We start from the raw sequence: 22,494 nt of genomic DNA on the forward strand, positions 1-22,494 counted from the left end.
GGCCGTAGCTAGGTTCCTCATACAGACCCTCGTATTTTGAGTTGCGACGGCTAAAATAACCGACATTACATGGCAAACATTTGGATCACAAAACCGCTTCAACAGCTCATGACCGAAACCGCCGACAAGGCTGTTGGGCTGCGGCGAACCCTGGGTAGATTTAACCTGATCATGTTAGGTGTGGGCGGCATTATTGGTGCCGGCATCTTCGTGCTCACCGGCCAGGCGGCGGCCAACTATGCGGGCCCGGCCATCATCCTGTCGTTCGTCATTGCGGGCATTGCCTGCGGGTTTGCCGGCCTGTGTTATGCCGAGTTCGCCTCCATGATCCCCATCGCGGGAAGTGCCTATACCTACGCCTATGCTACCCTTGGAGAATTTATCGCCTGGATCATCGGCTGGGACCTCATCCTCGAATACCTCTTCGGAGCGGCCACCGTGGCCGTGGGCTGGTCGGGCTACGTGGTCAGCTTCCTGAAAAATTTTGGCATCCAAATTCCCCCCGCCCTTTGCAACGCGCCATTCACTTACGACACGGCCACGCACGAATGGATCCGGACGGGAAGCCTTTTGAATTTTCCGGCCATGTTCGTCATCGCCGTCATCACCACCCTGCTGGTGATCGGTATCCGCGAGTCGGCCAACTTCAACAACATCATCGTGGTCATCAAAGTGGCCGTCATCCTCTTGTTCATCGGGTTTGGGTTGAGCTATGTGTCAGTGGACAACCTCGAGCCCTTCATCCCCGCAAATGACGGCGTTTTTGGAAAGTTCGGATGGAGCGGGGTCTTCCGCGCTTCGGGCATCGTGTTCTATGCCTATCTGGGTTTTGACGCCGTGTCCACCGTGGCACAGGAAGTGAAGAATCCCCAGCGCGATATGCCTTGGGGCATCCTGGGCTCGCTCGTCGTCTGCACCATTCTCTACATCGCCGTCGCGTTTGTTATGAACGGCATGGTGTCGTACAAAGAATTGAACACGGCTGCTCCCATCGCCGTTGCCGTTGACTCTGCGGGATCTGCTTTGACATGGCTGAGCACCCCCATCAAGATCGGCGCCATCGCCGGATTGAGCTCCGTGATCCTCGTGATGCTGATCGGCCAATCCCGTATCTTTTTCTCCATGGCCAACGACGGTCTCTTACCCAAAAGCTTTGGAAAGACCCACCCCAAATTCAAAACCCCTTACATCACCACCATCGTCATCGGCGGCGTAGCCATGATCATCACCGGCCTGCTCCCCATCAACTTGTTGGGTGAACTTGTCTCCATCGGCACCTTGCTCGCGTTCGTACTCGTAAGCGCCGGCGTGCTGATGCTTCGCTACAAAAACCCCGACATCCACCGCCCCTTCAAGACCCCTTTGTTCCCCTTCGTCCCCATCATGGGCGTACTCACTTCTTTGGGCGTGATGGCCACCCTACCCCTCGAAACCTGGATCCGCCTCATCGCCTGGATGGCCCTCGGCATCATCATCTATTTCGTCTACAGCATCAAACGCAGCAAACTGAACAACCAGCCTAAGTAAAAATATTTCAGATTTGATTTGAATGCCATTACCCTCAAAGCGTAATGGCATTTTTTTTAAGAACCACCGTTTACGAAGTATCATCCTCGGTGTTTCATTAACAACATTTTGACCGCACCCCCGGTTGTTGGTGTCCCACCAACAACATTTCTCGCCTTCAACCTCACCCAAAAGAATGGGACGAAAAACGCAACACTCATAAACATCCCAGCAAAAAAATCAAACCAAATAAATAGATAAAATTTACTGTACACATCTTGCGGCCCCCCTCGTACCTCGGGGCCGGGCTATCCGTTCCAAGTCCGTCCACCCACAACCCATCCACTACGGGCTTTCCACTCCTATCCCTGGCCGGCCCACCTCATGCATGTGCCCCCCATCACAAATCCTCACCAGCCGCATAACCAACAACGGGGTGGACGTCATAGAGGGAGCGTGGTATATTTGATGCTGTTCGCCCTATTGTTTTTATCATCATGGCATGATAGCCATCGCCGTTGTTGGTGTTCTTCACCAACAACATTTGTGCGTGCACCTTTTTATTTCCCCCTCGTCCAATACCAATAAAACGGCAACCCACTTCCCATAAGTGCCAACCCAATTAACGCCTCGCGCGGCTTGGTAATCAAAGTAACCGCAATCAACGCCACACAAAACAAGATAAAAATTGCCGGCACCACCGGATATCCCCACGCCTTATACGGGCGCGGCACATCCGGCATTTTCACCCGCAGCACAAATACCCCCAGCGTGGTGGCCCCATAAAAAATAAATGCCGCAAACACCAACATATCCGTCAACTGATCAAAGCTCCCCGAAAACACCAGCACCGACGACCACACGGCCTGGATCAAGATGGCTTTGGATGGTGTATTATAGCGGGGATGGATGTAGGACGCCGAGGAGAAGAACATGCCTTCCTTGGCCATCGCATAATACAAACGCGGCGGCCCCAGCAGGGTAGTGTTCGTGCAACCGAAGGTGGTGAGCAGGATCAGCAACGCAATGAACAATGCCCCGGCCTCCCCCAGGAAATGGCGGATCACCACCACGGCGGCGATCGTGTTTTGTGATTTATGAGCCGCGATGATCTCGTCAATGGGAAGCACAAAGAGGTAGGTGAAGTTGATGCTGATGTAGACCAGCATCACAAACGAAACGCCGAGCACCAGGGCCAGCGGCAAGTTCCGGTTCGGGTTCTTGATCTCCCCGCCGATGTAGCCCGTAGCGCTCCAGCCTTCATAGGCCCAGAAGGCTGCTAGTAGTGCTGCGAAAATGCTTTGAATAAACGCACCCTCGGTCCAGGCGTGGTGCACAAAGCCGGTGGCCGGTGTAGTGAAATTAGCCCAGCTGCCACCGCCCAACGTGAGGCCCAGTACAATGACTAGAAAGATGCTGACCACCACGATGATGGTGACGGTCTTGCTCAACCCTTCACCGAATTTCAGACCGATATAATTGTTATAAGACAAGCCCACGATGAGCAGCACGGTGAGGGTCTTGACCCCAAAATTGTCGAAGGGCGTAAAGACGCCGCCTAATGAGATCTGTGCCCAGGAGGCGGGAAGCTCCGGCAGGGGCACGAGCGCGTTGAAGGAGTGGGCAAACACATAGGCGATAGACGCCACGGCTGCCGAGCGGATCACCGTAAAGGCGGTCCAGCCAAAAAGGAACGCAAAGAATTTGTTATAGATCTTGCGAAAGTAAACATACTCGCCACCCGAGTCGGCCAGCAGCCCCGCCACTTCGGCGTTGCTCAGCGTGCCGCAGAGTGTGATCAAACCGGCCAGTACCCAGCACGCCAGCACCAGGTCGGCCGACAACAGCTCGGACGACATGGGCGCCACTTTTTTATACACGCCCGACCCGATGACCGAGCTGACGGTGAGGATGAAGGCCGAGAACAATCCGAGGGAGCGTACGAGTTGCCCCTGTGTCTTTTCAGGTTGCGCCATAATGGTTTAGGATGGTTAGTGAACGTTCCTTACCGCCGGCGCGGAAGGAAGCGTTTTTCCGGAGGGTAAAGTATTCAGATTTGCCGAATAAAGCGGCACCGGAGGGACGAAAGTTAACGGCCTTTTTCGGCCGGCAGCACGCTAGGCGTTACAAGAGGTTGGTGAAAGGGCGGATTTAGCTGCGATCGGGGAAGGATTCAAGCAACGGCGAGTTTAATCGAGGCGGTGAGTACACCTAACAAACACATCGGTAGTGAAAGAATGCGATGCACGTATTCAATTGATGGGCACATAACTCGTGCGTTGGCTGATGCGGCGGAGGTATTGATGAAGCCAGATATATTTCTTGATCTTGCGCCCCGGCCGGCGCATGTTCACCTCCTCGTCCTCAACGCGCGTGATCAACCCACTGCGATTGAATTGCGTGAGGATATTCGATACATGTGCACTATCCACCTTCTCTGTCCTGCCCAGATTTCGAGCCACCTGTTCCGCTGTAAAATATTCGGTGTATTCGAAAATACATTGCAACACGCGCAGCCGCAGTGGCGTGGCGGGGATGCTCCGCCGGTGTAGCATCGTCTCTAAAAACTCTTTGTGGATTTTCATGGCCTGAAATTATTTCGCGACAAATACGGTATGGCTACTGAAACGCATTTGCAGTTTGTAAATAATTTTTTGAACGCCTTAAATTTTGTGCAAGAGGTTCCTGCGAATCCTTGCATTCACATCCTGGCGTTTGTTTTTTCGCGCCGGAAACATACATCCAAAAAAATCCTGCATAACGGGATGACGGAATGGGGACGCGGGTACAGTTTGTTGATTTTGAGTATCTCAACGCCGCTCGCGGGAACCGTCCCGGAAAATAAGTGTTGCATCAATCCGGAATAATGTCAAATATTAGATTGAAAAATACGGTCCGTCCGCAAAAGCGTGCTTTACAAGAAAATGGCTTGCTCTGCTGCCGGCGATGTGGTTAAACCCCCTAAGAAACCCCAAACTATTGATCACTATACTATGAAAAATCTCCTGTCAGCAGCGTTGCTCCTGAGTGCGTGTGCAGCCTTTGCACAACCTAAAATTGACGTCGACAAACAAATGAAGCTGAGCCTGCAGCAATACAAAGGCATGCTGAAAGAATTCACCGACACCACCCTCTTCCCGCAGTCGGTAAATCCCGACGGCACCTACAAGAAGATGCCGAGCGAGTGGTGGTGCACCGGCTTCTTTGGCGGCTCGCTCTGGTATCTCTACGAATACACCAAAGACCCTGAAATGAAGGCCGCTGCCGAAAAATGGACGATGGCCCTGAAGAAAGAACAATACAACACCGGCACCCACGACCTGGGCTTCATGCTCTACAATTCGTTTGGCAACGGCTATCGCCTCACGGGCAACCCGGCCTACAAGCCCATCATGCTCAAGGGCGCCGAGTCGCTGTCGACGCGCTTCAATCCCAAGGTGGGTGTCATCAAGTCGTGGAACAACTTTCATGGCTACACCTATCCCGTCATCATCGACAACATGATGAATCTCGAGTTCCTGTTCTGGGCGGCCAAAACTTCGGGCAACAAAAAGTTCTACGACATCAGCGTCACGCACGCCGACAACACGATGAAGAATCACTTCCGCCCCGACTACAGCAGCATCCACGTGTTGTGCTACGACAGCGTCGGGAACGTGATCGCCCGCAAAACCGCCCAGGGCTACGCCGACGAATCGGCCTGGGCACGCGGACAAGCGTGGGGTCTCTATGGCTACGTGGTGATGTATCGCGAAACCAAAAACAAAAAATACCTGGACCAGGCCGTGCACATCGCCGACTTCTTCACGCATCACCCCAACATGCCCAAAGACAAAGTTCCCTACTGGGATTTTAATTCGCCGGCCATCCCCAACGATGTTCGCGACGCGTCGTGTGCCGCCATCGCCGCCTCTGCCTTGCTGGAGCTAAGCGGCTATGTGAAAGGCGAGAAAAGCAAGGCCTATTTCGCTTTCGCGGAAGAAGTGTTGCAGAACCTGTCCAAACCGGAATACTTCGCCTCCTCCGACAATCACAACTTTCTATTGAAGCACTCCACGGGCCACAAACCCGCCAACAGCGAAATCGACACCCCCATCGTCTACGCCGACTACTATTACCTGGAAGGTCTGCTCCGTTACGACAAACTGACCCGCAAGAAGTAGTTTGCATTTCTTTGCGTCTTCTTTGCGTCCTTTGCGCCTTTGCGGTAGAATTTGACCGCCGAGCCGCAAAGGACGCCGAGGAAAACGCAAAGCCGTGAATTTTTTATAAATTTCCCCCGTTAAATATCATCCGCCGTGAAAAAGATCCTTGTCGTTGAAGATGATCACCGCCTTTCAGAGTCTGTCACCAAAGCTCTGGAAAAGGAAGGCTATGGTTGCGAACCCGCCTTCGATGGCCACATGGCCCTGAAGTATTTTCAACAAGGAAGCTACCAGCTCGTGCTCCTCGACATCAATCTCCCCAAAATGAACGGCATGGACCTCTGCCGCAAATTCCGCGAGACTAACGCCGAGATCCCCATCCTCATCATCACCGCCTTTGGCGACATCGACAGCAAGATGGAAGCGTTCACGCTGGGCGCCGACGACTACTTGGTCAAGCCGTTTCATTTGCGCGAACTGTTGGCCAAGGTGAAAGTGTTCCTGAAACGCGCCGAGCAGCCCAATGCGGCCCAGCCCCTCTATCAACTGCAGGACATCAAGCTGGACCCCAACAAGAAGATCGCCATCCGCGAAGGCAAGGAAATAAACCTCACGCCCAAAGAATACGGCTTGCTGGAATACATGCTGAAGAACCGGAATCGCATCATTTCCAAAGACGAACTGGCCATGAACCTCTGGGACGCCAACTACGGCGTGACCCACAACACCATCGAAGTGTACATCAACTTCCTGCGAAACAAGATCGACAAGGAGTTTGAAAAGAAGCTCATCCTCACCAAGCCCGGCTTCGGCTATTATCTAAACGATCAACGCGATGAACTATAAAACGAGGCTGACGCTGCTTTTCGTAGGGCTCTTCTTCTTCGTGCTGTCGTCCATCCTCGTCTTCATCTACATTTCTTATTCGGAATTCCGGCGCGACGAATTTTTCGCGCGCCTCCGCGAAAAGAGCTTTAATACGGCCAAGTTGCTCATCGATGTAAAAGAGATCGACATCGGCCTGCTGAAGATCATCGACCAGAACTCCATCAACAAAATGTATGACGAGAAGATCCTCATCTTCGACGAACAAAACACCCTGATCTACAGCAGCCTCGACGATGAAAAGATCCCCTATTCCCTAAAGACCATTGAACAGATCCGGAAGCGTGCCGACAAATACTACGTCGACGACGATGGCGACGAAGTGGTTGGCGTGCACTACACCGGCCAGGGCCACGACTACGTGGTGCTGGCTTCCGCCTACGACACCTATGGCATCAGCAAGCTGGAAAATTTAAAGACCCTGGTCATCATCGCCCTGGTGTTGGGCACGTTGTTGATCGCGATATCCAGTTACTACTACATCCGGCAAGTGTTCCGCCCGATCGATGCCTTGAATTCCTCGATACAAACGATCGGGGAAAACAATTTACATGAGTTCATCCCCGTGAATGGAAGAAAGAACCGCGACGAACTCGATCAATTGGCCGTGAACTACAATCAAATGTTGGGGAGGCTTTTCAAGGCGTTCGAGTCGCAGCGCGCCTTCGTGCGGAACGCGGCCCACGAATTGAAAACACCATTGGCCCTCATTCACGGCAAGCTCGACCGCCTGGACGAACTTGCGGGACCTCAAAACCCTGAGATGCAAGTCTTGCTGACCAGCCTGGAGCAGGACGTCGACAGCCAGGCCGATCTGGTGGAGTCGCTGCTCTTGATCCAGCGTCTCCAGTCGCAGTTGCCGGTGAACACCGCCAAGGTGCGAATCGACGAATCGCTCTATGAAAGTGTAAAAGATGTGAACGAGACCTTTCCCCAACAGGCCGTCAAGATCGACATCGAATCGTCTATCAAAACCGAAGACCAGCTGACGGTGGTGGGCAATACGTTGTTGTTGAAGATCTGTTTTCGCAACCTCATCGCCAACGCCGCCATGTACGCCTCCACACCGGAGCTGAACATAAAAATATCCGAAGAAGGTCACGGCCTGCAGCTCACGTTTGTCAACGCCGGCGACGACCCCATTCCCGACACGCGCATTTTCGAGCCGTTCTATCGCCAGACCCAACAACAGGAAAAACCCGGACACGGGCTGGGACTTTCCATTGTGAAGCAGATCATCGAACTGATGAACGGCACGGTTGCCTATTATTTCGAAAGCGAAAAACACCATTTCCAGATCACTATCCCGCACACCTGAAATTTTAAGGTTTATTTAAGGTCACCTTTAAGCGCCCCTAAAGTCTACTGGCGTTCATTTGTATGACTTTAGAAATGGTGCATTGCATAAAATGATGCGGTTTATTGGATTAGTGGTGGCGCTCTTGTGTATAACAATCTCACTTCACGCTCAGGACACTTTACGGGTCTCCATACAGCAGGCCGACAGCTTGCTCGTGATGCGGAACCTGTCGTTGCTGGCGTATAAATACGAAGTAGACAAGGCAGAGGCCAGGACGATACAGGAGAAGTTGTTTAACAACCCTCAACTGTATACAGAATGGAATTTATATAACCCAACGGCACAAAAATGGTTTGACACCGGCAAGAACGGGCAGAAGATCGTGCAATTGCAACAGGTCTTCCGCATCGCCGGGCAGCGTAGAACGGCCATCCGCCTGGCGGAAGAAGAAAAGCGTATGACCGAGTGGCAATACTATGAGCTGGCGCGGAGCCTGAAGTATGAGCTTCACGTGAGCTTTTATCGCTATTACTATCTCAACAACGCCATCGTGAACATCCGCTCGCGACTGGATCTGTTAAAAAATCTCATCTCCATCTACGAGCAGCAATACAACAAAGGCAACATCTCGTTGCAGGAACTCACACGCTTGAAGTCGACCTACTTCGAGATCAACAACAAAGTGAACGACACGCAGACCGAGTTGGTGCAACTCCAGGAAACCCTGAAGGTGCTGCTGGCCGACGATCGTGCCGTTGCCCCGGTGCGTGGAGCCTCGGATGCCGTGGTCGCCGTATTGCCCGCTGCGACACTGCCCGAGTTGGTAGAGAAGTCGATGGAGAATCGCCCGGAAATTAAAGCCGCACAAAGCATACAAGCCCAAACCCAACTGCGCTATTCATTGGAGCGCAAAGAGGCCATCCCAAACCTGATGGCGGGTGCCGTGTATGACCAGGCCGGTAGCTACGTGCCCAACTACAGCGGTGTGTCGTTCGGGTTGCAACTCCCCTTGTTCAACCGGAACCAGGGTCGCATCCAGGAAGCCAAAGCGGGCATGGCCCAGGCGAACGTGCTGCTGCAAAGCCGCCGCCAGGAAATTAGTCACGAAGTAGAAACCGCGTGGAAGGTCTTTCAACTGTTGGATGCCCAATACAAAGCATCCGGTGGAGACTTCGAAGCGCAGCTGGATCTGTTGAGCAAAGGGCTGGTGAGCAACTATAGCAAGAACAACATCTCCCTGCTGGAATTCACCGACATGTTTGAAGCTTACAACTCCAGCATCATCGAATTAAATCAACTCAAAGCCGATTTAAATAAGTCATATGAAGAACTCAATTATGCCGTGGGTGAAGATCTCCATTAAAAATTGCCCATGGATGCCGTTGGTGTGGTTGGTTGTGCTGTTGGCAGTGGGATGTGATCCGAAGAAGACAGAAGACCCGGCCGAGAACAAGGCGTTTGCCTTGAGCGACACCATGCTGAAAAGCATAAAACTGGATACCGTAACCGTGAGACCGGTGAACGGCACCCTGAACCTGAACGGAAAGATCGTGGCCGACGAAAACCGGCTCGTAGAAATATTTCCTATCGTCGGTGGGAACGTCGTGGAAGTGGATGCCGAGTTGGGCGACTATGTTAAGAAAAATCAAACCCTCGCGACCATTAAAAGCGGGGAAGTAGCGGAATACGATCGTCAGCTGATCGAAGCACAGTCGGACGTGCTGGTGGCACAAAAGAACCTGAGCGTGAAGCAAGACCTGTACGATTCGAAATTGTCTTCCGATCGCGAACTGGTGGCCGCTCAAAAAGAACTGGAAAAAGCCGAAGCCTCCCTGCGGCGGATCACGGAAACATTCTCGATCTACAATTTCAACAAGAAATCCGAATACAGCCTGAAGGCGCCCATCAACGGTTTTGTGATCTACAAAAACCTGACGCGTGACATGACTTTGCCCGCGGGCCACACCGAAAGTGTGTTCACAGTGGCCGAGTTGGACGAAGTGTGGGCCATCGCCGACGTCTATGAAAGCGATATCTCCCGCATCCGCGAAGGCATGGATGTGTGTGTGACCACCCTAAGTTATCCCGGCGACCTCATCCGCGGCAAGATCGACAAGATCTTCAGCGTGCTGGACCCGGAAACAAAAACCATGAAGGTGCGCATCCGCATTCCCAACCCGCTGTTCAAGCTGAAGCCACAAATGCTGGCCACCATCAAAGCCACGTACCACGAAGACAAATCGCTGACGGCCGTCCCGTCGTCGGCCATCATATTCGACAACAGTCGCCAGTTCGTCATGATCTTCAAAGACCGGTTCAACATCGACACCCGCGAGGTGGAGGTGTATAAAACGGCCGACGACATCACGTGGATCACGCAAGGTGTGAAACCTGGCGAGGTAGTGATCAGTCATAATCAGCTCTTCATTTACGATGCTCTTAACGACTAACGGATGATCAAGCTGATAAAAAATATCGTTGCGTTTTCGTTAAAGAACAGGTTCTTCACGTTCTTTTGGGTGACCATCATGGTGATCGCCGGCGTGGTGAGCTATCGGAACACTTCGATCGAGGCGTTCCCCGATGTCACCAACACACAGATCATCATTGTCACGCAATGGCAGGGGAGAAGTGCGCAGGAGATAGAACGTTTTGTGTCCATTCCCATCGAAGTGGCCATGAACTCCGTGCAGCGAAAAACCAATGTGCGGTCCATTTCCATGTTCGGGTTGTCGGTGATCAAGATCATTTTTGAAGACAACGTAGAAGATTTCTTTGCCCGTCAGCAAGTGAACAACCAATTGGTGACGGTGTCACTTCCCGATGGCGCTGAACCGGAAGTGCAACCGCCCTATGGCCCGACCGGCGAGATTTTTCGCTATGTCCTCACGTCCAAAACGAAGGACACCCGCGAAATGCTCACGGTTCAGAATTGGATCATCGACCGTCAGCTCCGCGCCGTGCCCGGTGTGGCCGATGTGGTAGCCTTTGGCGGCCGCGAAAAGATCTACGAGATCCAGGTAAACCCCGCCCAACTGAACCGCTACGAGATCACACCCCTCGACGTGTACCAGGCCGTTACGAAAAGCAACATCAACGTCGGTGGCGACGTAATCGAGAAGAACGGCCAGGCGTATGTGGTGCGGGGTATGGGGTTGCTGAACTCCATCGAAGACATTGAAAATATTATTATCGAGGATCGTGGCGGTGTGCCGGTATTGGTAAAAAATGTAGCGAACGTCATCATGTCCGACCTCCCTCGCGTGGGACAGGTGGGATTGAATACAAAAGACGACGTGGTGGAAGGCATCATCGTCATGCGCAAGGGCGAAAATCCCAGTGAGGTGTTGCAGCGCGTGAAAGCCAAGATTGAAGAATTGAACACCCACATTCTCCCCGGCGATATACGCATGGCTACGTTTTACGATCGCGATGTGCTGATGAATTACACCACGCACACCGTGATGCACAACCTGGTGGAAGGGATCATCTTCGTAACGGCCATTGTGATGTTGTTCATGGCCGATTGGCGCACCACGCTCATTGTGTCCATCATCATTCCGCTGTCGTTGCTGTTTGCGTTCTTTTGTTTGAAGATGAAGGGCATGAGCGCCAACCTGCTTTCGCTGGGGGCGATCGACTTCGGGATCATCATCGACGGCGCCGTGGTGATGGTGGAGGGCATCTTTGTGACCCTCGATCACACGGCGAAGAAGTTTGGCATGGACCGGTTCAACAAGATCGGGAAACTTGGCATCATCAAAAAGACCGCCTCCCGCACGGGCCTCGCCGTGTTCTTTTCCAAGCTCATCATCATCACTGCACTGTTGCCCATTTTCTCCTTCGAAAAAGTGGAGGGAAAAATGTTCTCGCCCCTGGCCTATACGCTTGGATTTGCTTTGTTAGGCGCGCTGATCTTTACCCTCACGCTGGTGCCGGTGCTCAGCGCCGTGTTGTTGAAAAAGAACGTAAAAGAAAAACATACGTTCATCGTAACCTTCTTCGATCGCATCGTATCGAAAGGATTTCACTGGACATTCTCACATAAAACCATAAGCCTCACCGTAGCTCTGGTGATCGTAGCGGCAACCTTGTTCTCGACCAAATGGCTGGGAACCGAATTCTTGCCCCAATTGAACGAAGGTGCCTTGTGGGTGGAAGCAAAAATGCCGATGAGCATGTCGCTGAACGAGACGGTGAAGATGGTGCACACCCTGCGCAATGAACTGAGCTCGTTCAAGGAAGTGAACGGCGTGCTGTCGCAAACCGGCCGCTCCAACGATGGCACGGACCCCAGCGGTTTCTATTATGTGCAGATGCAGGTGAACCTGAAACCGAAAGAGGAGTGGGGCCGCAAGATCAGCCTCGACGGCCTCATCGGCGAAATGGACAAAAAGCTGAAAAAATACCAGGGCATCAACTACAACTATTCGCAGCCCATCATCGACAACGTGGCTGAAGCGGTGGCCGGTATGAACGCCAACAACGCCGTGAAAATATTCGGCCCCGACCTGGCAGAGCTCGACAAACTGGCCACGCAAGTGCTCGCCAGCATTCAGGACGTGCCGGGCATCAAGGACGCCGGCATCCTGCGCAACGTGGGCCAACCCGAGATCCAGATCAAACTGCACGATCACGAAATGGCACTCTATGGCGTAACCACCAGCGACGCCCAGGCCGTGATCGAAATGGCCATCGGCGGCAAGACCGCGTCCATCATGTATGAAGGCGAAAAGAAATTTGATATCCGCCTGCGCTTCCCCTACGAATACCGGAAGTCGGAACAGGAGATCACCAACTTGTTGGTGCCCACGCTGAAGGGAAGTAAAGTGGCCCTAAAGGAAATAGCCACCGTCACCGCCATCACGGGCCCTGCGTTCATCTACCGCGACAACAACAGCCGCTTCATCGGCGTGAAGTTCACGGTGCGCGAGCGCGACCTGGGCAGCACCATTGCCGAAGCACAGCAACGCGTAAAACAACGCCTGCACATACCGCAAGGCTACACCATACAATGGACAGGTGAGTTTGAGAACCAGGTGCGGGCAACGGCCCGGCTGGCCCAAGTGGTGCCCCTGAGCCTCATCGCCATCTTTGTGCTGCTGTTCATCACGTTCGGCAACGCCAAAGACGCGGGATTGGTGCTCATCAACGTGCCCTTTGCGCTCATCGGGGGGATCCTTGCCATTCACGTTACCGGCATCAACTTCGGTATCTCGGCGGGGGTAGGGTTCATCGCGCTTTTCGGCATCTGCGTGCAGAACGGGGTGATCCTGATCTCAGAATTCAATGAAAACTTAAATAAAGATATGAGCTTGTCCGACGCGATTGCGCTCGGGATCAAGCATCGCACTCGGCCCGTCGTGATGACGGCGCTGATGGCGTCTATAGGTCTTATGCCTGCGGCTTTGTCCACAGGCATTGGGTCAGAAAGTCAGAAACCGTTGGCCATAGTGATAATCGGGGGGTTAATCACGGCCACGGTTCTGATTTTATTGATCTTTCCCATTTTCTATGAACTGGTGAATCGCCGCAGCCATGGCCGTAGGTATAAGCCACAAAGCGCATGAAACGAGTAGTATATTTCCTCTGCCTGTTGTTTTCGCTGATCACCGTCAGCGCACGCAACGGGCATTTTGATGGGGAAATATTGACCAACGGCATCTTCATCACGCCGCACGATCTTGCCACGAACCGCGTTTCCGAACAGGCCGAAACCGACGATCTCAATACCGTCGTGAACGTCGACAACAACGTGCTGCTCATCCGCCACGGCCTCGAACAACGCTATAAATTCGGTACGCTCTCCGGCTACTACAAAGACGGGTACCGCTACCGTGCCTTTGGCAAAAAAAATATTTTCTCGGCGTCCGGCTACTACAAAGTGCTCGACGCCGCCGGCCTGATCATTTATTCCAAACGCTCCGGCCATCGCAAGACCGGTGGTAAGACCTATTACTATTACAGCACCGGATGGGATGCGCCCGTACGCAGGCTCACCCGGCAAAATCTTGAGGGAGACTTTTCAAATGACCCTGTCTTTGTTGACGCCGCCACAAGCACATTGCAGGGTCAGGTCTTCCTCACTGAAAAGAACGGTCGCATGCTCATCAACGACCTTTACTTGTCGCGAAAGAAATAGCCCATCTGTTAATTAGTTTCTCACGCCTCGGTTGCACTGTGCAGTCGGGGCGTTTCTTTTTGGTGTTGCTCCTTGCGTCTTTCTGCGTCGTCGAAATTTTAGCGAAGACGGGGCGGTGAAACCTCCAACGAACAAAAATGCCCGTGGCCATGCAGCCACGGGCGGGGAAGTTGGACTCCACGGTCCCTTATCGGGAATTGGGTTGCGGAACAGGGTATTTTCGTGCCCTCAACAAGAATACGGAATGTATAGCTAATTTGCTATACCCCGTTCAAAGAAAATATAGCAAATTCGCTATACATCAACGCCGTTAAAATGACCCAGAACACAAAACAGCGCAACCTCAAAAAGCTGGCTGCTTTCGGACGTAATCTTCAACGCATCAGAATAGAAAAAGGGATCTCGCAGGAAGACCTTGCCGACCGGGCCAACGTGGCGTTTTCAACGATAAACAAATTGGAAAATGGACACCTCAATACCGGTGTCTGCACCGTGTTCGACCTGGCCCGCGCGCTCAAAGTGTCGCCAAAAGAGCTCTTCGACTTTTAACCGCTTTACTTCATGTCCCAGGGCCGTGACCGTGTGACGGGTCTAGGCCTCGCTCTCGTCGTTCGTCTTTTCTTCGGTGTGATTGCCGCGCTCTACCCACCAGTACAGCGGGGGAATGAGTATCGGCGCGAAGATGAGGGTGGAGGTGAGGCCGCCAATGATGACGGTCGCCAGGGGGCGTTGCACATCCGAGCCAATGCCGGAGGAGGTCGCTGCGGGGATTAACCCCACGATGGCCACGATGAGAATGGACAGGATGGCCCGCATCTGCTCCTCTGCTGTCTTCTGCACGGTGTCGACATTAAACGAACTTTCCAGCGCGGCCCGGTTCAAAGCGGAGACGAGCAGAACGCCTGCCATCACCGAGATCCCGAAGATGCTCACAAAGCCCACACCACCGGATACGTTGAAGTAGTAGCCCCTGAGCAGCAAGGCAAGAATTCCACCCGCGAGGGCAAACAGGATGCAACTCATCGTAACCAAGGTGTGCTTGAGACTTTTGAATAACATGAACAGGAATAGGAACACCATCACGATGGTGAGCGGTATGGTGATCAGGAGTTGCTTGCCGGCTCTTTCCAGGTTTTCGTATTGCCCGCCATAGATCACGCTGTATCCTTTGGGGATTTTGATAGACTCGTGGATCTTTTTTTCAAGGTCTTTTACAAATCCACCCTGGTCGCGGCCGCGGATATTGGTTCTCACGGTGACCATGCGCTTGCCGCTGTAGCGATAGATGTTGGTCTGTCCCTCCACGAAGGTGATGTCGGCCAATTGGCTCATGGGGATCAGCGCACCGGCAATCGAGGACACTTGCAGGTTCTTGATCACTTCGACGTTGTTCCGGAACTCGGGCAGATAGCGGATCACGATGTCGTAGCGTTTGGTGCCGTCATAGAGAACGGAAATGACTTTCCCGCCCACGGCAGCTTCGATCATGTTTTCGATATCGGAGATGTTGATCCCAAAGCGCGCTGCATTTTCGCGGTTGATCTTTATGGCCAATTGCTCTTGTGGGCCCTCTTGCTCGATGTTCACCGACTCGCTGCCTTTCATATTCCGGACGATGGCGGCAATGGAGTCCGCTTTCGGTCTCATCTTCACGAGGTCGTCGCCGATAATGGACACGGCAAGGTCGGCGGCGCTTCCCGTCACGATCTCCATCACCTGGTCGATGATCGGCTGGCCGCTCGAGAAACGGACGCTGGGGAAGGCTCGCTCGAGGTCGACGCGGATCCGCGAAACCAATTCCTTTTTCGAAACGGTGTCGCTCCACAAATGATAATCTTTTAGGCCGACGAGGATCTCGTTCCGGTTGGCGGGAAACGGGTCGGTGCCTTCATCGTTCCGGCCGGTTTGTGTGATCACAAAGGCGATCTGCGGATAGTGCCGTATGATCGCCCTGATCTGGGGTGAGTATTGTGCGTTTTTCTGGATGGTGATCCCGGAAGGAAAATTGCCCCGGAGAAAAATGGAGCCTTCGTCCAGCTCGGGCAGAAACTCCGTTCCAAGCTTGGATCCAAAACCAACGAGGGTCAGCACGATGGCGAACCCGATCAGCACGGTCAGCTTTGTTTTGGAGAGAATGCCCTTTACCAGCGCGCCATACTGATCTTGCAGAAAGTCCAGCACTTTGTTTTTATGCTCTTTGATCGGTTCATCCACATTGGCGATCGTTTTCCCGTAGGCAAACGACACCAGCACGGGGATCAATGTGAGCGCAGCAAGCATGGAACCGATCACGGCAAACGCCAGCGTCAATGCCATCGGCGAAAAGAGCTTGCCTTCTACGCGGGTCATCAGCAAGATCGGCATGTAGGCCAGGATGATGATGGTGACGGAAAAGAAGATCTCCCGGCCCACTTCCTGGGCGGCCAGGTTGGTGATCCGAATAATGCCCTGACGGCGGTCGGCCGCGCTGGACGATCGGTATTTTCGCACGAGGTGTTCCACCATCACGCAGGCTCCGTCTACAATGATCCCGAAGTCGATGGCTCCAAGCGAAAGTAAATTGGCCGGGATGCCGGTGAGCCGCATCAGGATAAACGCAAATAACAAAGAGAACGGAATGGTCAAGGCCACCACCAAAGCGCTTCGAATGCTTCCTAAAAACAAGACGAGGATGATGACGACGATACTAACGCCTTCCACCAGGGTCTTTCCCACCGTTTGAAGCGAATGATCGATAAGAAAACTCCGGTCATAGAGCGTACGGATGCGGATGCCTTCGGGCAGCTCGTGCTCCTGCAGGTCTTTGAGTTTTTGTTTCAGGGCTTTTAGCGCATCGCTGGGATTTTCATAACGACGCAACAAGACAATGCCTTCCACACCGCTGTTGACGTTGGTGTTGTCATCGGCAACCGAATAGCCCAACACACCACTCGGTGGGGGAGGGGCAATTTCCACACTGGCGACGTCGCGCAAAAATATCGGCACGCCGTTCTCGGATTTCAATACAATGTTTTGGATGTCCGTTTCGGATTTGATCGCCCCCAGACCGCGGATGGCATAACCTTGTTCACCCTGGTCGATCAAATTTCCACCGGTGTTTTGATTATTGGCTGCGACGGCATTTTCGACATCGGAAATCGCCAGATCATACCGGCGGAGTTTTTCAGGGGACGCCAGGATGTGGAACTGTTTCAACGGACCACCAAAGGTGGTGATATCGGCCACACCGGGTGTTTGGAGCAAGTAGGGTTTGATCACCCAGTCTTGTAAATCGCGTAACTCGGTGGGGGTGAAGGAGGGCGGTCCTTCCACAACGTAACGAAAAATTTCGCCCACCGCGGTGGACAGTGGTGCCAGTTCGGGTGAAACGCCATCGGGCAATTGTGCGGACTGCAAGCGTTCCAAGACTTGCTGGCGGGCAAAATAATCGTCGGTTCCATCCTGGAATGTTAGCTGTACGACGCTGAGGCCAAAGATCGTCCGGCTTCGTCTGTCCAGCACGCGTGGTGTGTTTTGCAGGGCGCGTTCAACGGGGACGGTCACTTGCTGCTCCACTTCCTCGGCCGCTCTTCCGGGGTATTGTGACACGATGATCACGTTCGTGTCGGCAATGTCGGGATAAGCTTCGATCTTCAATTGCGTGAAACACCAATAGCCGATGGCCATCATGGCTACGCTGATGCCGACAACGATCAACCTGTTCTGAAGCGAGAAAAGTAAGAGCCCTCTGATCATGGGTTAGTGAATTTCTACCGGATGGGTAATGATCAATCCATTTTTAAATTCCTTGCGAAGCTGGGAAACGGTGTTGATCACCTTTTCATCTTCGTCTATAAACGTTATCATCATGGGGGGCTCGTCAAAACTGAAAAGATCGTCGGGGCGTTTCAGGTGTTGATTTAAACCAAAGCCGATGTGGCCCCGAAACGCTGTTGCACCTTTTATCTTGTGACGGATCAGAAATCGGATGATGTATTCAAACAAGGGCTGTGATCCGTGGAGTTCGTCCTTGTCGATAAAGATCTGTGCTTGCAGCATGCGTATGGGGGTTAGTAGCCGAATGATAGACCCTTTAATTGGATGGAGCCTTCCACCACCACCTTCGCACCGAGCGCGATGCCGTTGCTGATGAGGGTGCGGTCTCCCACTTGGGCGCCGATGCTCACTTCCTGGCGCTGATACTGCAGACTATCCGATTTAACAAAAACATAGTGCTTTCCCTGCACCGTGATCACCGCCGATTTGGGGACACTGATGACCTCACCTTCGTCGACGCCAAAAGACAACAACGCAAACATGCCGGCCTTCAACTTGTTTTGGGGATTCTTTAACGTTACCCGGAGCTTCACCATTCGGGTGGCGTTGTCCACAACATCGGCGATGTCGTCAATTTTTCCGTGAAATGTCTCGGTGGGAAAGGAAGTGAACAGTATGGTGCACGGTCCGCCCTCCGTGACTCTGCTGAGCTGATTCTCTGGCAGGTCGCACGTAATGTAGGCCATGCCTGCCGATGATTTTCGCAGGACTTCAGGGTTAAAGCCGTTTGACTTCAATTTGGTTTCGTGTTCGATCAGGGCGGCACGTTCATTCGCCAGGTTGGTCTGTTCCATCGCCAGGGCCGTCTGGGCATCCAGCAGGTCCTTGCCCGTAGCCACACCGTGAGCTTGCAGGTCTTTGATCCGGTCCAGCTCGATCTGCTTTTGTTTGATGTTGATATTTTGAATTTGGTTGATGTTGATCTGGTGTTGGATCAACGATGTGTAGTTCGCTGCCAGGTCAGGGTTTTCGAAGAGCACAATATTTTGCGTGGCCCCTTCGACCGAAGGTATGACGGTGGCCGAAACTTTGGCCGGAATGGTGAGGTTGGCCGTGACGCCTTTTTTACCGATCACTTCCGTTTTGAAGAAATTGATGCCCAACGTGTCGTGAAACACGATGGTATTGCCATGGTCCTTGACTTCGGGAGCATAGTTTACGACAGGTGTTTGCTGATCTTTTTTACCGCACGAGATCAGCAGCAGGAAAACTGCCGTGCAGGCCCATGTTAAACGTCGAGATATCATTGTGCCAATTGGTTTATTAAGCCTGAGACAAATAAGAGCTGGATATAGCTTTGCCGGTATTGTTGTTGTGCGTCGTAGTATTGCTGCTGCGTTTCCAGCCAGCTTCGCTGTGCCTCGAGGAAGTCAATGATCGTGGTGCCGCCACGCAGGTAGGCGTAGCGCACCCGGTCGAGTATGGATTGTGCTTGTTGCAGGATGCCGGTGAACCGTTCTACATTTTGTTGTTGAACGATAAAACTTTTATAGGCCGTGTTGATCTCGGTCTGGATCTGCGTTTGAACCGTCACATAGTTCTGTTCGGCCTGTTTTTTTAAGATGGTTGACTTTTGAATCTCACCTTGGTTGCGGGAAAAGATCGGCAATTCGATCGTGCCGAAGAAGCCGACATAGGGCACCGTGTTTTGCGGGTTCCAGATCATGCCAAGCTCCGGCTGCGGAAGGGCCATCGACCGCTGGAATTTTATGTTGCTTTCCGAAAGCGTGATCATGGACTGGATCTGTTGGATGTCCGACCGGTTGGCGAGCGCGTATCGCAAAAGCGTATCGATATTGATGGATTCGGGAAACAGGAACTCATTGGTCAGATCTACATCCACGGAATCGGTTGTCCCGATCAAAAAACGCAATTGACTTCGCTTGTTCAGTAGATCTTGCCGAACGGATTTCAATTGCACGGCATACTGTTCGGACAACAGCTGCGTCCGGATCAGATCGGTCTCCGAGATCACCTGGTTTTTCAAACGGAGCGCGTTGATCTTGGCCAGCGTATCGGCATTGTTCTTGGCGATTTCAATGACGCGGATCTGATTTTGGGCGATCCACACATCAAGCCATTTGGACGCTACATCGAAAAACACGTTGCGCTCCAACTCCAGGAAATTCTTGTTGATGAGATTGTAGCCTTGATTGGCGACATCGATCCGGTACTTCCGCTGATTAGGCAATTGAAACGGTTTGGTCAGTTGCCACCAAACCTGGCGGTTATGTGGGCTGTTCCAGGCGGTGTTCTCCTGGTAGTATTTGCTGTTGGCCAGTTGCAGCGTTTGATTGTTCAGCGCGGGATTAGGCCGGAGTTTGGCCGAGACCACATCGGCTTGGCCCGCCTCTATCGTGTAGCGCTCCGTCTTGAGAAAAAGGTTGTTCACACGGGCGGCCTTCAAAGCCTCCTGCAGGCTCATAGACGATTGTGCTTCCGCGGTCAGGCATACAAAGTAGCCCAGCACCAATAGAAAGGATATTCGATAACGCATGAACCCGGGATGAGGTTAAAAAAACATTTAAAGATAGAGCAAATTCAACTGGAATTTGATCCATCACCAAGCAAAACAAAGCTTATAGATCATTGCTTGTCCACAAAGTCACATACAATCCGAAAGAAAATATACGGAATTAAGTTCTTTTTAAGGTGATCATACTTGAGGGCATGGTAGAAAAAATGACCGCAGATGTATACCCGATGGCAATACCCAGCGGTGCCGCCGCCAACCGCTCACCGGGTGGTGACCATCATGGCGGTGTGACGGTGAAGGTGCCGCCGTTCATTTGAAACCCATTGACGGTAAGCACCAGGTCACCCGTAACAGCCAACGCCGGAACCGTGACGACGATTTCCGTGGACGTAGCACTCACCACGGTAGCCGACACGCCGTTAAAGGTCACGAGCGTACCCACGAGCGTTGGATCAAACCCTGTGCCCGTGAGCGTGACGGTAGTACCAACGCGTCCGCTGGTCGGTGCAAAAGAGGCGAGCGACAGTTGCTGTACCGTGAACACGGGCCCATAGATTTCGCGCTTGCCATACTTCAGAGAGATGTTCCCCGTTTTCGCCCCATGGGGAACCGTAGCGACGATCTGTGTTTCCGTAATGCTTTGAATGACCGCAGGCACACCGTTGAATTTTAAGACGACTTGACTGACGTCGGTGTTAAAGCCTGCTCCGTTGATGGTCACCGTCGTGCCGGCGAGACCCGACGCCGGTTGGATCGAAGCCATATTGGTTTGAATGACGGTGAAGATGGGTCCGCTAAGCAACCGCACGCTGTACTCAACGGTGACGTAGCCCGTGGTGGCGGTGGTGGGCACGGTCACCTTAATTTGTGTGGAGGAAAGCTTTCTGACCTCGGCGGCAAGCCCGTTGAATTTTACCAGTGGCGCGTTCTGGGTATCGAACCCCTGCCCGTTTATCGTGACGTCCGAATCGGGGAAACCACGGCTTGGAGAAATATCTGAAATGGCCGATGGACTTACGGTGAACGTCGGGCCGGTAGCCATCAGGTTGCCAACCTGCACCGTCACCGCTCCCGTCGTGGCGCCCAGTGGAACGACAACCAACAATTGCTTCGCCGAAGCCGAAGTCACGGTAGCCAGCGCGCCATTGAAAAGCACGGTGTTGCCGGAAGGCACCAGGCTAAAGGCGTCGCCGTTGATGGTCACCACAGTGCCGGGTGTGCCCACCGCCGGTGCAAGTTGTGATATCCCGAACACCGTGAACAAAGGCCCGGTCACGCGTTGACCCGCCACCTCTACGCTGACGGACCCGGAAGTAGCCCCTGCGGGAACGGTCGCCTTAAGTTGCAAGGTTGTGGCGCTCGTGACCGTCGCGGCTACTCCGTTAAATTTTACGATGTTTTGTGCAACATGGCCACTGAACTGCGAGCCGAAGATGGTCACCTGCGTGCCGGCAACTCCGGTCATCGGGTTGACGGCACTAATGGTGAGTCCGGTAGCCTCGATGAAATCAAAAAATGGCCCGGTCACCAATTGATTTCCCACGGCCAATCCCACGGCGCCGTCGCCGGCCTGGAAGGGCACCTCGGCGTAGAGCGTATCCTTTTTTACACTTTTCAGGATGGCGGTTTTGCCATTGAACGTCACGACGTCGTCGGCCGCCTTGGCACTGAAGCCTTTTCCGATAATGGCCACGAGGGTGCCCGTCGTGCCTTCTTTGGGTTGAATGTCTTTGATCGTGAGCTTCTCCTGGAAGGCGAGCGACGGTCCGGTCACCGTCACGCCATTCACCGTGACCTTCACCGGCCCGGAACCGGCATCTTCAGGAATGACCACCACGATCTGGGTTTCCGTCACGCTTTTCACCACTGCGGGCACACCGTTGATGGTGACGGAAACCTGATCGATGTCGGTACCAAACCCGGTGCCGCTGATCTTTATTTCCGTTCCTGGCATACCATGGTCGGGATCGATCGAAGAAATGGTGGGAGGAATCAAGGGGGGCTCATCTTTCCGGCTGCAACCCTGGAACAAAAAAACAAAAAGCGGGATAGAAAGGATCACGGTGACGGCCAGCGACCAAAAAGGATGCGTTGTTTTCTTTTTCATAGGGCAGGAGGTTCGTTTGCAAAGGTGAAGGCACAAACTGAAACAGAATTGCAGTGACGGAATTTTTGTGATGACAAACGCGTCAATATCGGCCAGTACCCATTCCGTTGTATCCTA

16 protein-coding genes are annotated in these 22,494 nt (G+C 53.0%); 9 read left to right on the forward strand and 7 right to left on the reverse strand.

The annotated features are described in order from the left end of the window. Positions 1-69 precede the first annotated feature (69 nt). A complete protein-coding gene (locus D4L85_RS14545) occupies positions 70-1,527 on the forward strand; it encodes an amino acid permease (protein ID WP_119754976.1) in 1,458 nt (485 codons plus the stop codon). A gap of 539 nt (positions 1,528-2,066) precedes the next feature. Here the strand turns inward: D4L85_RS14545 and D4L85_RS14550 are convergent. Next, positions 2,067-3,482 (reverse strand): APC family permease, encoded by a 1,416-nt coding sequence (locus D4L85_RS14550; protein WP_119754977.1) that lies wholly within the window; start codon positions 3,480-3,482, stop codon positions 2,067-2,069. Positions 3,483-3,758: 276 nt separating this feature from the next. Beyond that, positions 3,759-4,091: a transcriptional repressor gene (locus D4L85_RS14555; protein WP_119754978.1), complete on the reverse strand. Its 333-nt coding sequence runs from the start codon at positions 4,089-4,091 to the stop codon at positions 3,759-3,761. Between the two features lie 408 nt (positions 4,092-4,499). Here D4L85_RS14555 and D4L85_RS14565 point away from each other — a divergent pair, with 408 nt between their 5' ends. The 8 genes from D4L85_RS14565 to D4L85_RS14600 all read left to right on the forward strand — a co-directional run bounded on the left by D4L85_RS14565 (position 4,500) and on the right by D4L85_RS14600 (position 14,527). Next, complete coding sequence (locus D4L85_RS14565) at positions 4,500-5,669, forward strand: glycoside hydrolase family 88 protein (RefSeq protein ID WP_119754980.1); 1,170 nt, start codon at positions 4,500-4,502, stop codon at positions 5,667-5,669. 135 nt (positions 5,670-5,804) lie between these two features. Beyond that, positions 5,805-6,497, forward strand: a complete 693-nt coding sequence (locus D4L85_RS14570; RefSeq protein WP_119754981.1) for a response regulator transcription factor — start codon at positions 5,805-5,807, stop codon at positions 6,495-6,497. After that, positions 6,487-7,854 carry a sensor histidine kinase gene (locus D4L85_RS14575; RefSeq protein ID WP_119754982.1) on the forward strand — a complete coding sequence of 456 codons (1,368 nt, stop codon included), beginning with the start codon at positions 6,487-6,489 and terminating at the stop codon, positions 7,852-7,854. Before D4L85_RS14570 ends, D4L85_RS14575 begins: the two co-directional genes overlap by 11 nt. A 91-nt stretch (positions 7,855-7,945) precedes the next feature. Continuing rightward, entirely contained in the window at positions 7,946-9,199 is a 1,254-nt protein-coding gene (locus D4L85_RS14580; protein ID WP_119754983.1) for a TolC family protein, read from the forward strand. After that, the gene (locus tag D4L85_RS14585) at positions 9,159-10,286 is read left to right on the forward strand and encodes an efflux RND transporter periplasmic adaptor subunit (protein ID WP_228450900.1); all 1,128 of its coding nucleotides are present in this window, start codon (positions 9,159-9,161) and stop codon (positions 10,284-10,286) included. Before D4L85_RS14580 ends, D4L85_RS14585 begins: the two co-directional genes overlap by 41 nt. 3 nt (positions 10,287-10,289) lie before the next feature. Then, positions 10,290-13,406, forward strand: a complete 3,117-nt coding sequence (locus tag D4L85_RS14590; protein ID WP_119754984.1) for an efflux RND transporter permease subunit — start codon at positions 10,290-10,292, stop codon at positions 13,404-13,406. Then, a complete protein-coding gene (locus D4L85_RS14595; protein WP_160143736.1) occupies positions 13,403-13,978 on the forward strand; it encodes a hypothetical protein in 576 nt (191 codons plus the stop codon). Before D4L85_RS14590 ends, D4L85_RS14595 begins: the two co-directional genes overlap by 4 nt. Positions 13,979-14,293: 315 nt before the next feature. Next, a complete protein-coding gene (locus D4L85_RS14600; protein ID WP_119754986.1) occupies positions 14,294-14,527 on the forward strand; it encodes a helix-turn-helix domain-containing protein in 234 nt (77 codons plus the stop codon). Between the two features lie 42 nt (positions 14,528-14,569). Here the strand turns inward: D4L85_RS14600 and D4L85_RS14605 are convergent, their stop codons facing one another. The 5 genes from D4L85_RS14605 to D4L85_RS14625 all read right to left on the reverse strand — a co-directional run bounded on the left by D4L85_RS14605 (position 14,570) and on the right by D4L85_RS14625 (position 22,377). Further along, positions 14,570-17,713 (reverse strand): efflux RND transporter permease subunit, encoded by a 3,144-nt coding sequence (locus tag D4L85_RS14605; RefSeq protein ID WP_119754987.1) that lies wholly within the window; start codon positions 17,711-17,713, stop codon positions 14,570-14,572. A 3-nt stretch (positions 17,714-17,716) separates the two neighbouring features. Then, positions 17,717-18,016: a DUF190 domain-containing protein gene (locus tag D4L85_RS14610; protein ID WP_119754988.1), complete on the reverse strand. Its 300-nt coding sequence runs from the start codon at positions 18,014-18,016 to the stop codon at positions 17,717-17,719. Between the two features lie 11 nt (positions 18,017-18,027). Then, positions 18,028-19,041 carry an efflux RND transporter periplasmic adaptor subunit gene (locus tag D4L85_RS14615; protein WP_119754989.1) on the reverse strand — a complete coding sequence of 338 codons (1,014 nt, stop codon included), beginning with the start codon at positions 19,039-19,041 and terminating at the stop codon, positions 18,028-18,030. Next, entirely contained in the window at positions 19,038-20,291 is a 1,254-nt protein-coding gene (locus tag D4L85_RS14620; RefSeq protein WP_119754990.1) for a TolC family protein, read from the reverse strand. The genes D4L85_RS14615 and D4L85_RS14620 overlap by 4 nt, the downstream gene beginning before the upstream one ends. A 256-nt stretch (positions 20,292-20,547) precedes the next feature. Further along, the gene (locus D4L85_RS14625) at positions 20,548-22,377 is read right to left on the reverse strand and encodes an IPT/TIG domain-containing protein (RefSeq protein WP_119754991.1); all 1,830 of its coding nucleotides are present in this window, start codon (positions 22,375-22,377) and stop codon (positions 20,548-20,550) included. Between the last annotated feature and the right edge of the window lie 117 nt (positions 22,378-22,494).

Origin of the sequence: Chryseolinea soli, from assembly GCF_003589925.1 — a bacterium.
GTDB lineage: Bacteria > Bacteroidota > Bacteroidia > Cytophagales > Cyclobacteriaceae > Chryseolinea > Chryseolinea soli.

Excerpts from the sequence above, each read along its gene's own strand:
- D4L85_RS14555 (WP_119754978.1), bottom strand. The coding sequence starts at position 4,091 with ATGAAAATCCACAAAGAGTTTTTAGAGACGATGCTACACCGGCGGAGC.
- D4L85_RS14615 (WP_119754989.1), bottom strand. The coding sequence starts at position 19,041 with ATGATATCTCGACGTTTAACATGGGCCTGCACGGCAGTTTTCCTGCTG.
- D4L85_RS14620 (WP_119754990.1), bottom strand. The coding sequence starts at position 20,291 with ATGCGTTATCGAATATCCTTTCTATTGGTGCTGGGCTACTTTGTATGC.
- D4L85_RS14565 (WP_119754980.1), top strand. The coding sequence starts at position 4,500 with ATGAAAAATCTCCTGTCAGCAGCGTTGCTCCTGAGTGCGTGTGCAGCC.
- D4L85_RS14575 (WP_119754982.1), top strand. The coding sequence starts at position 6,487 with ATGAACTATAAAACGAGGCTGACGCTGCTTTTCGTAGGGCTCTTCTTC.
- D4L85_RS14550 (WP_119754977.1), bottom strand. The coding sequence starts at position 3,482 with ATGGCGCAACCTGAAAAGACACAGGGGCAACTCGTACGCTCCCTCGGA.
- D4L85_RS14580 (WP_119754983.1), top strand. The coding sequence starts at position 7,946 with ATGATGCGGTTTATTGGATTAGTGGTGGCGCTCTTGTGTATAACAATC.
- D4L85_RS14605 (WP_119754987.1), bottom strand. The coding sequence starts at position 17,713 with ATGATCAGAGGGCTCTTACTTTTCTCGCTTCAGAACAGGTTGATCGTT.
- D4L85_RS14545 (WP_119754976.1), top strand. The coding sequence starts at position 70 with ATGGCAAACATTTGGATCACAAAACCGCTTCAACAGCTCATGACCGAA.
- D4L85_RS14625 (WP_119754991.1), bottom strand. The coding sequence starts at position 22,377 with ATGAAAAAGAAAACAACGCATCCTTTTTGGTCGCTGGCCGTCACCGTG.
- D4L85_RS14600 (WP_119754986.1), top strand. The coding sequence starts at position 14,294 with ATGACCCAGAACACAAAACAGCGCAACCTCAAAAAGCTGGCTGCTTTC.
- D4L85_RS14610 (WP_119754988.1), bottom strand. The coding sequence starts at position 18,016 with ATGCTGCAAGCACAGATCTTTATCGACAAGGACGAACTCCACGGATCA.
- D4L85_RS14585 (WP_228450900.1), top strand. The coding sequence starts at position 9,159 with ATGAAGAACTCAATTATGCCGTGGGTGAAGATCTCCATTAAAAATTGC.
- D4L85_RS14590 (WP_119754984.1), top strand. The coding sequence starts at position 10,290 with ATGATCAAGCTGATAAAAAATATCGTTGCGTTTTCGTTAAAGAACAGG.
- D4L85_RS14595 (WP_160143736.1), top strand. The coding sequence starts at position 13,403 with ATGAAACGAGTAGTATATTTCCTCTGCCTGTTGTTTTCGCTGATCACC.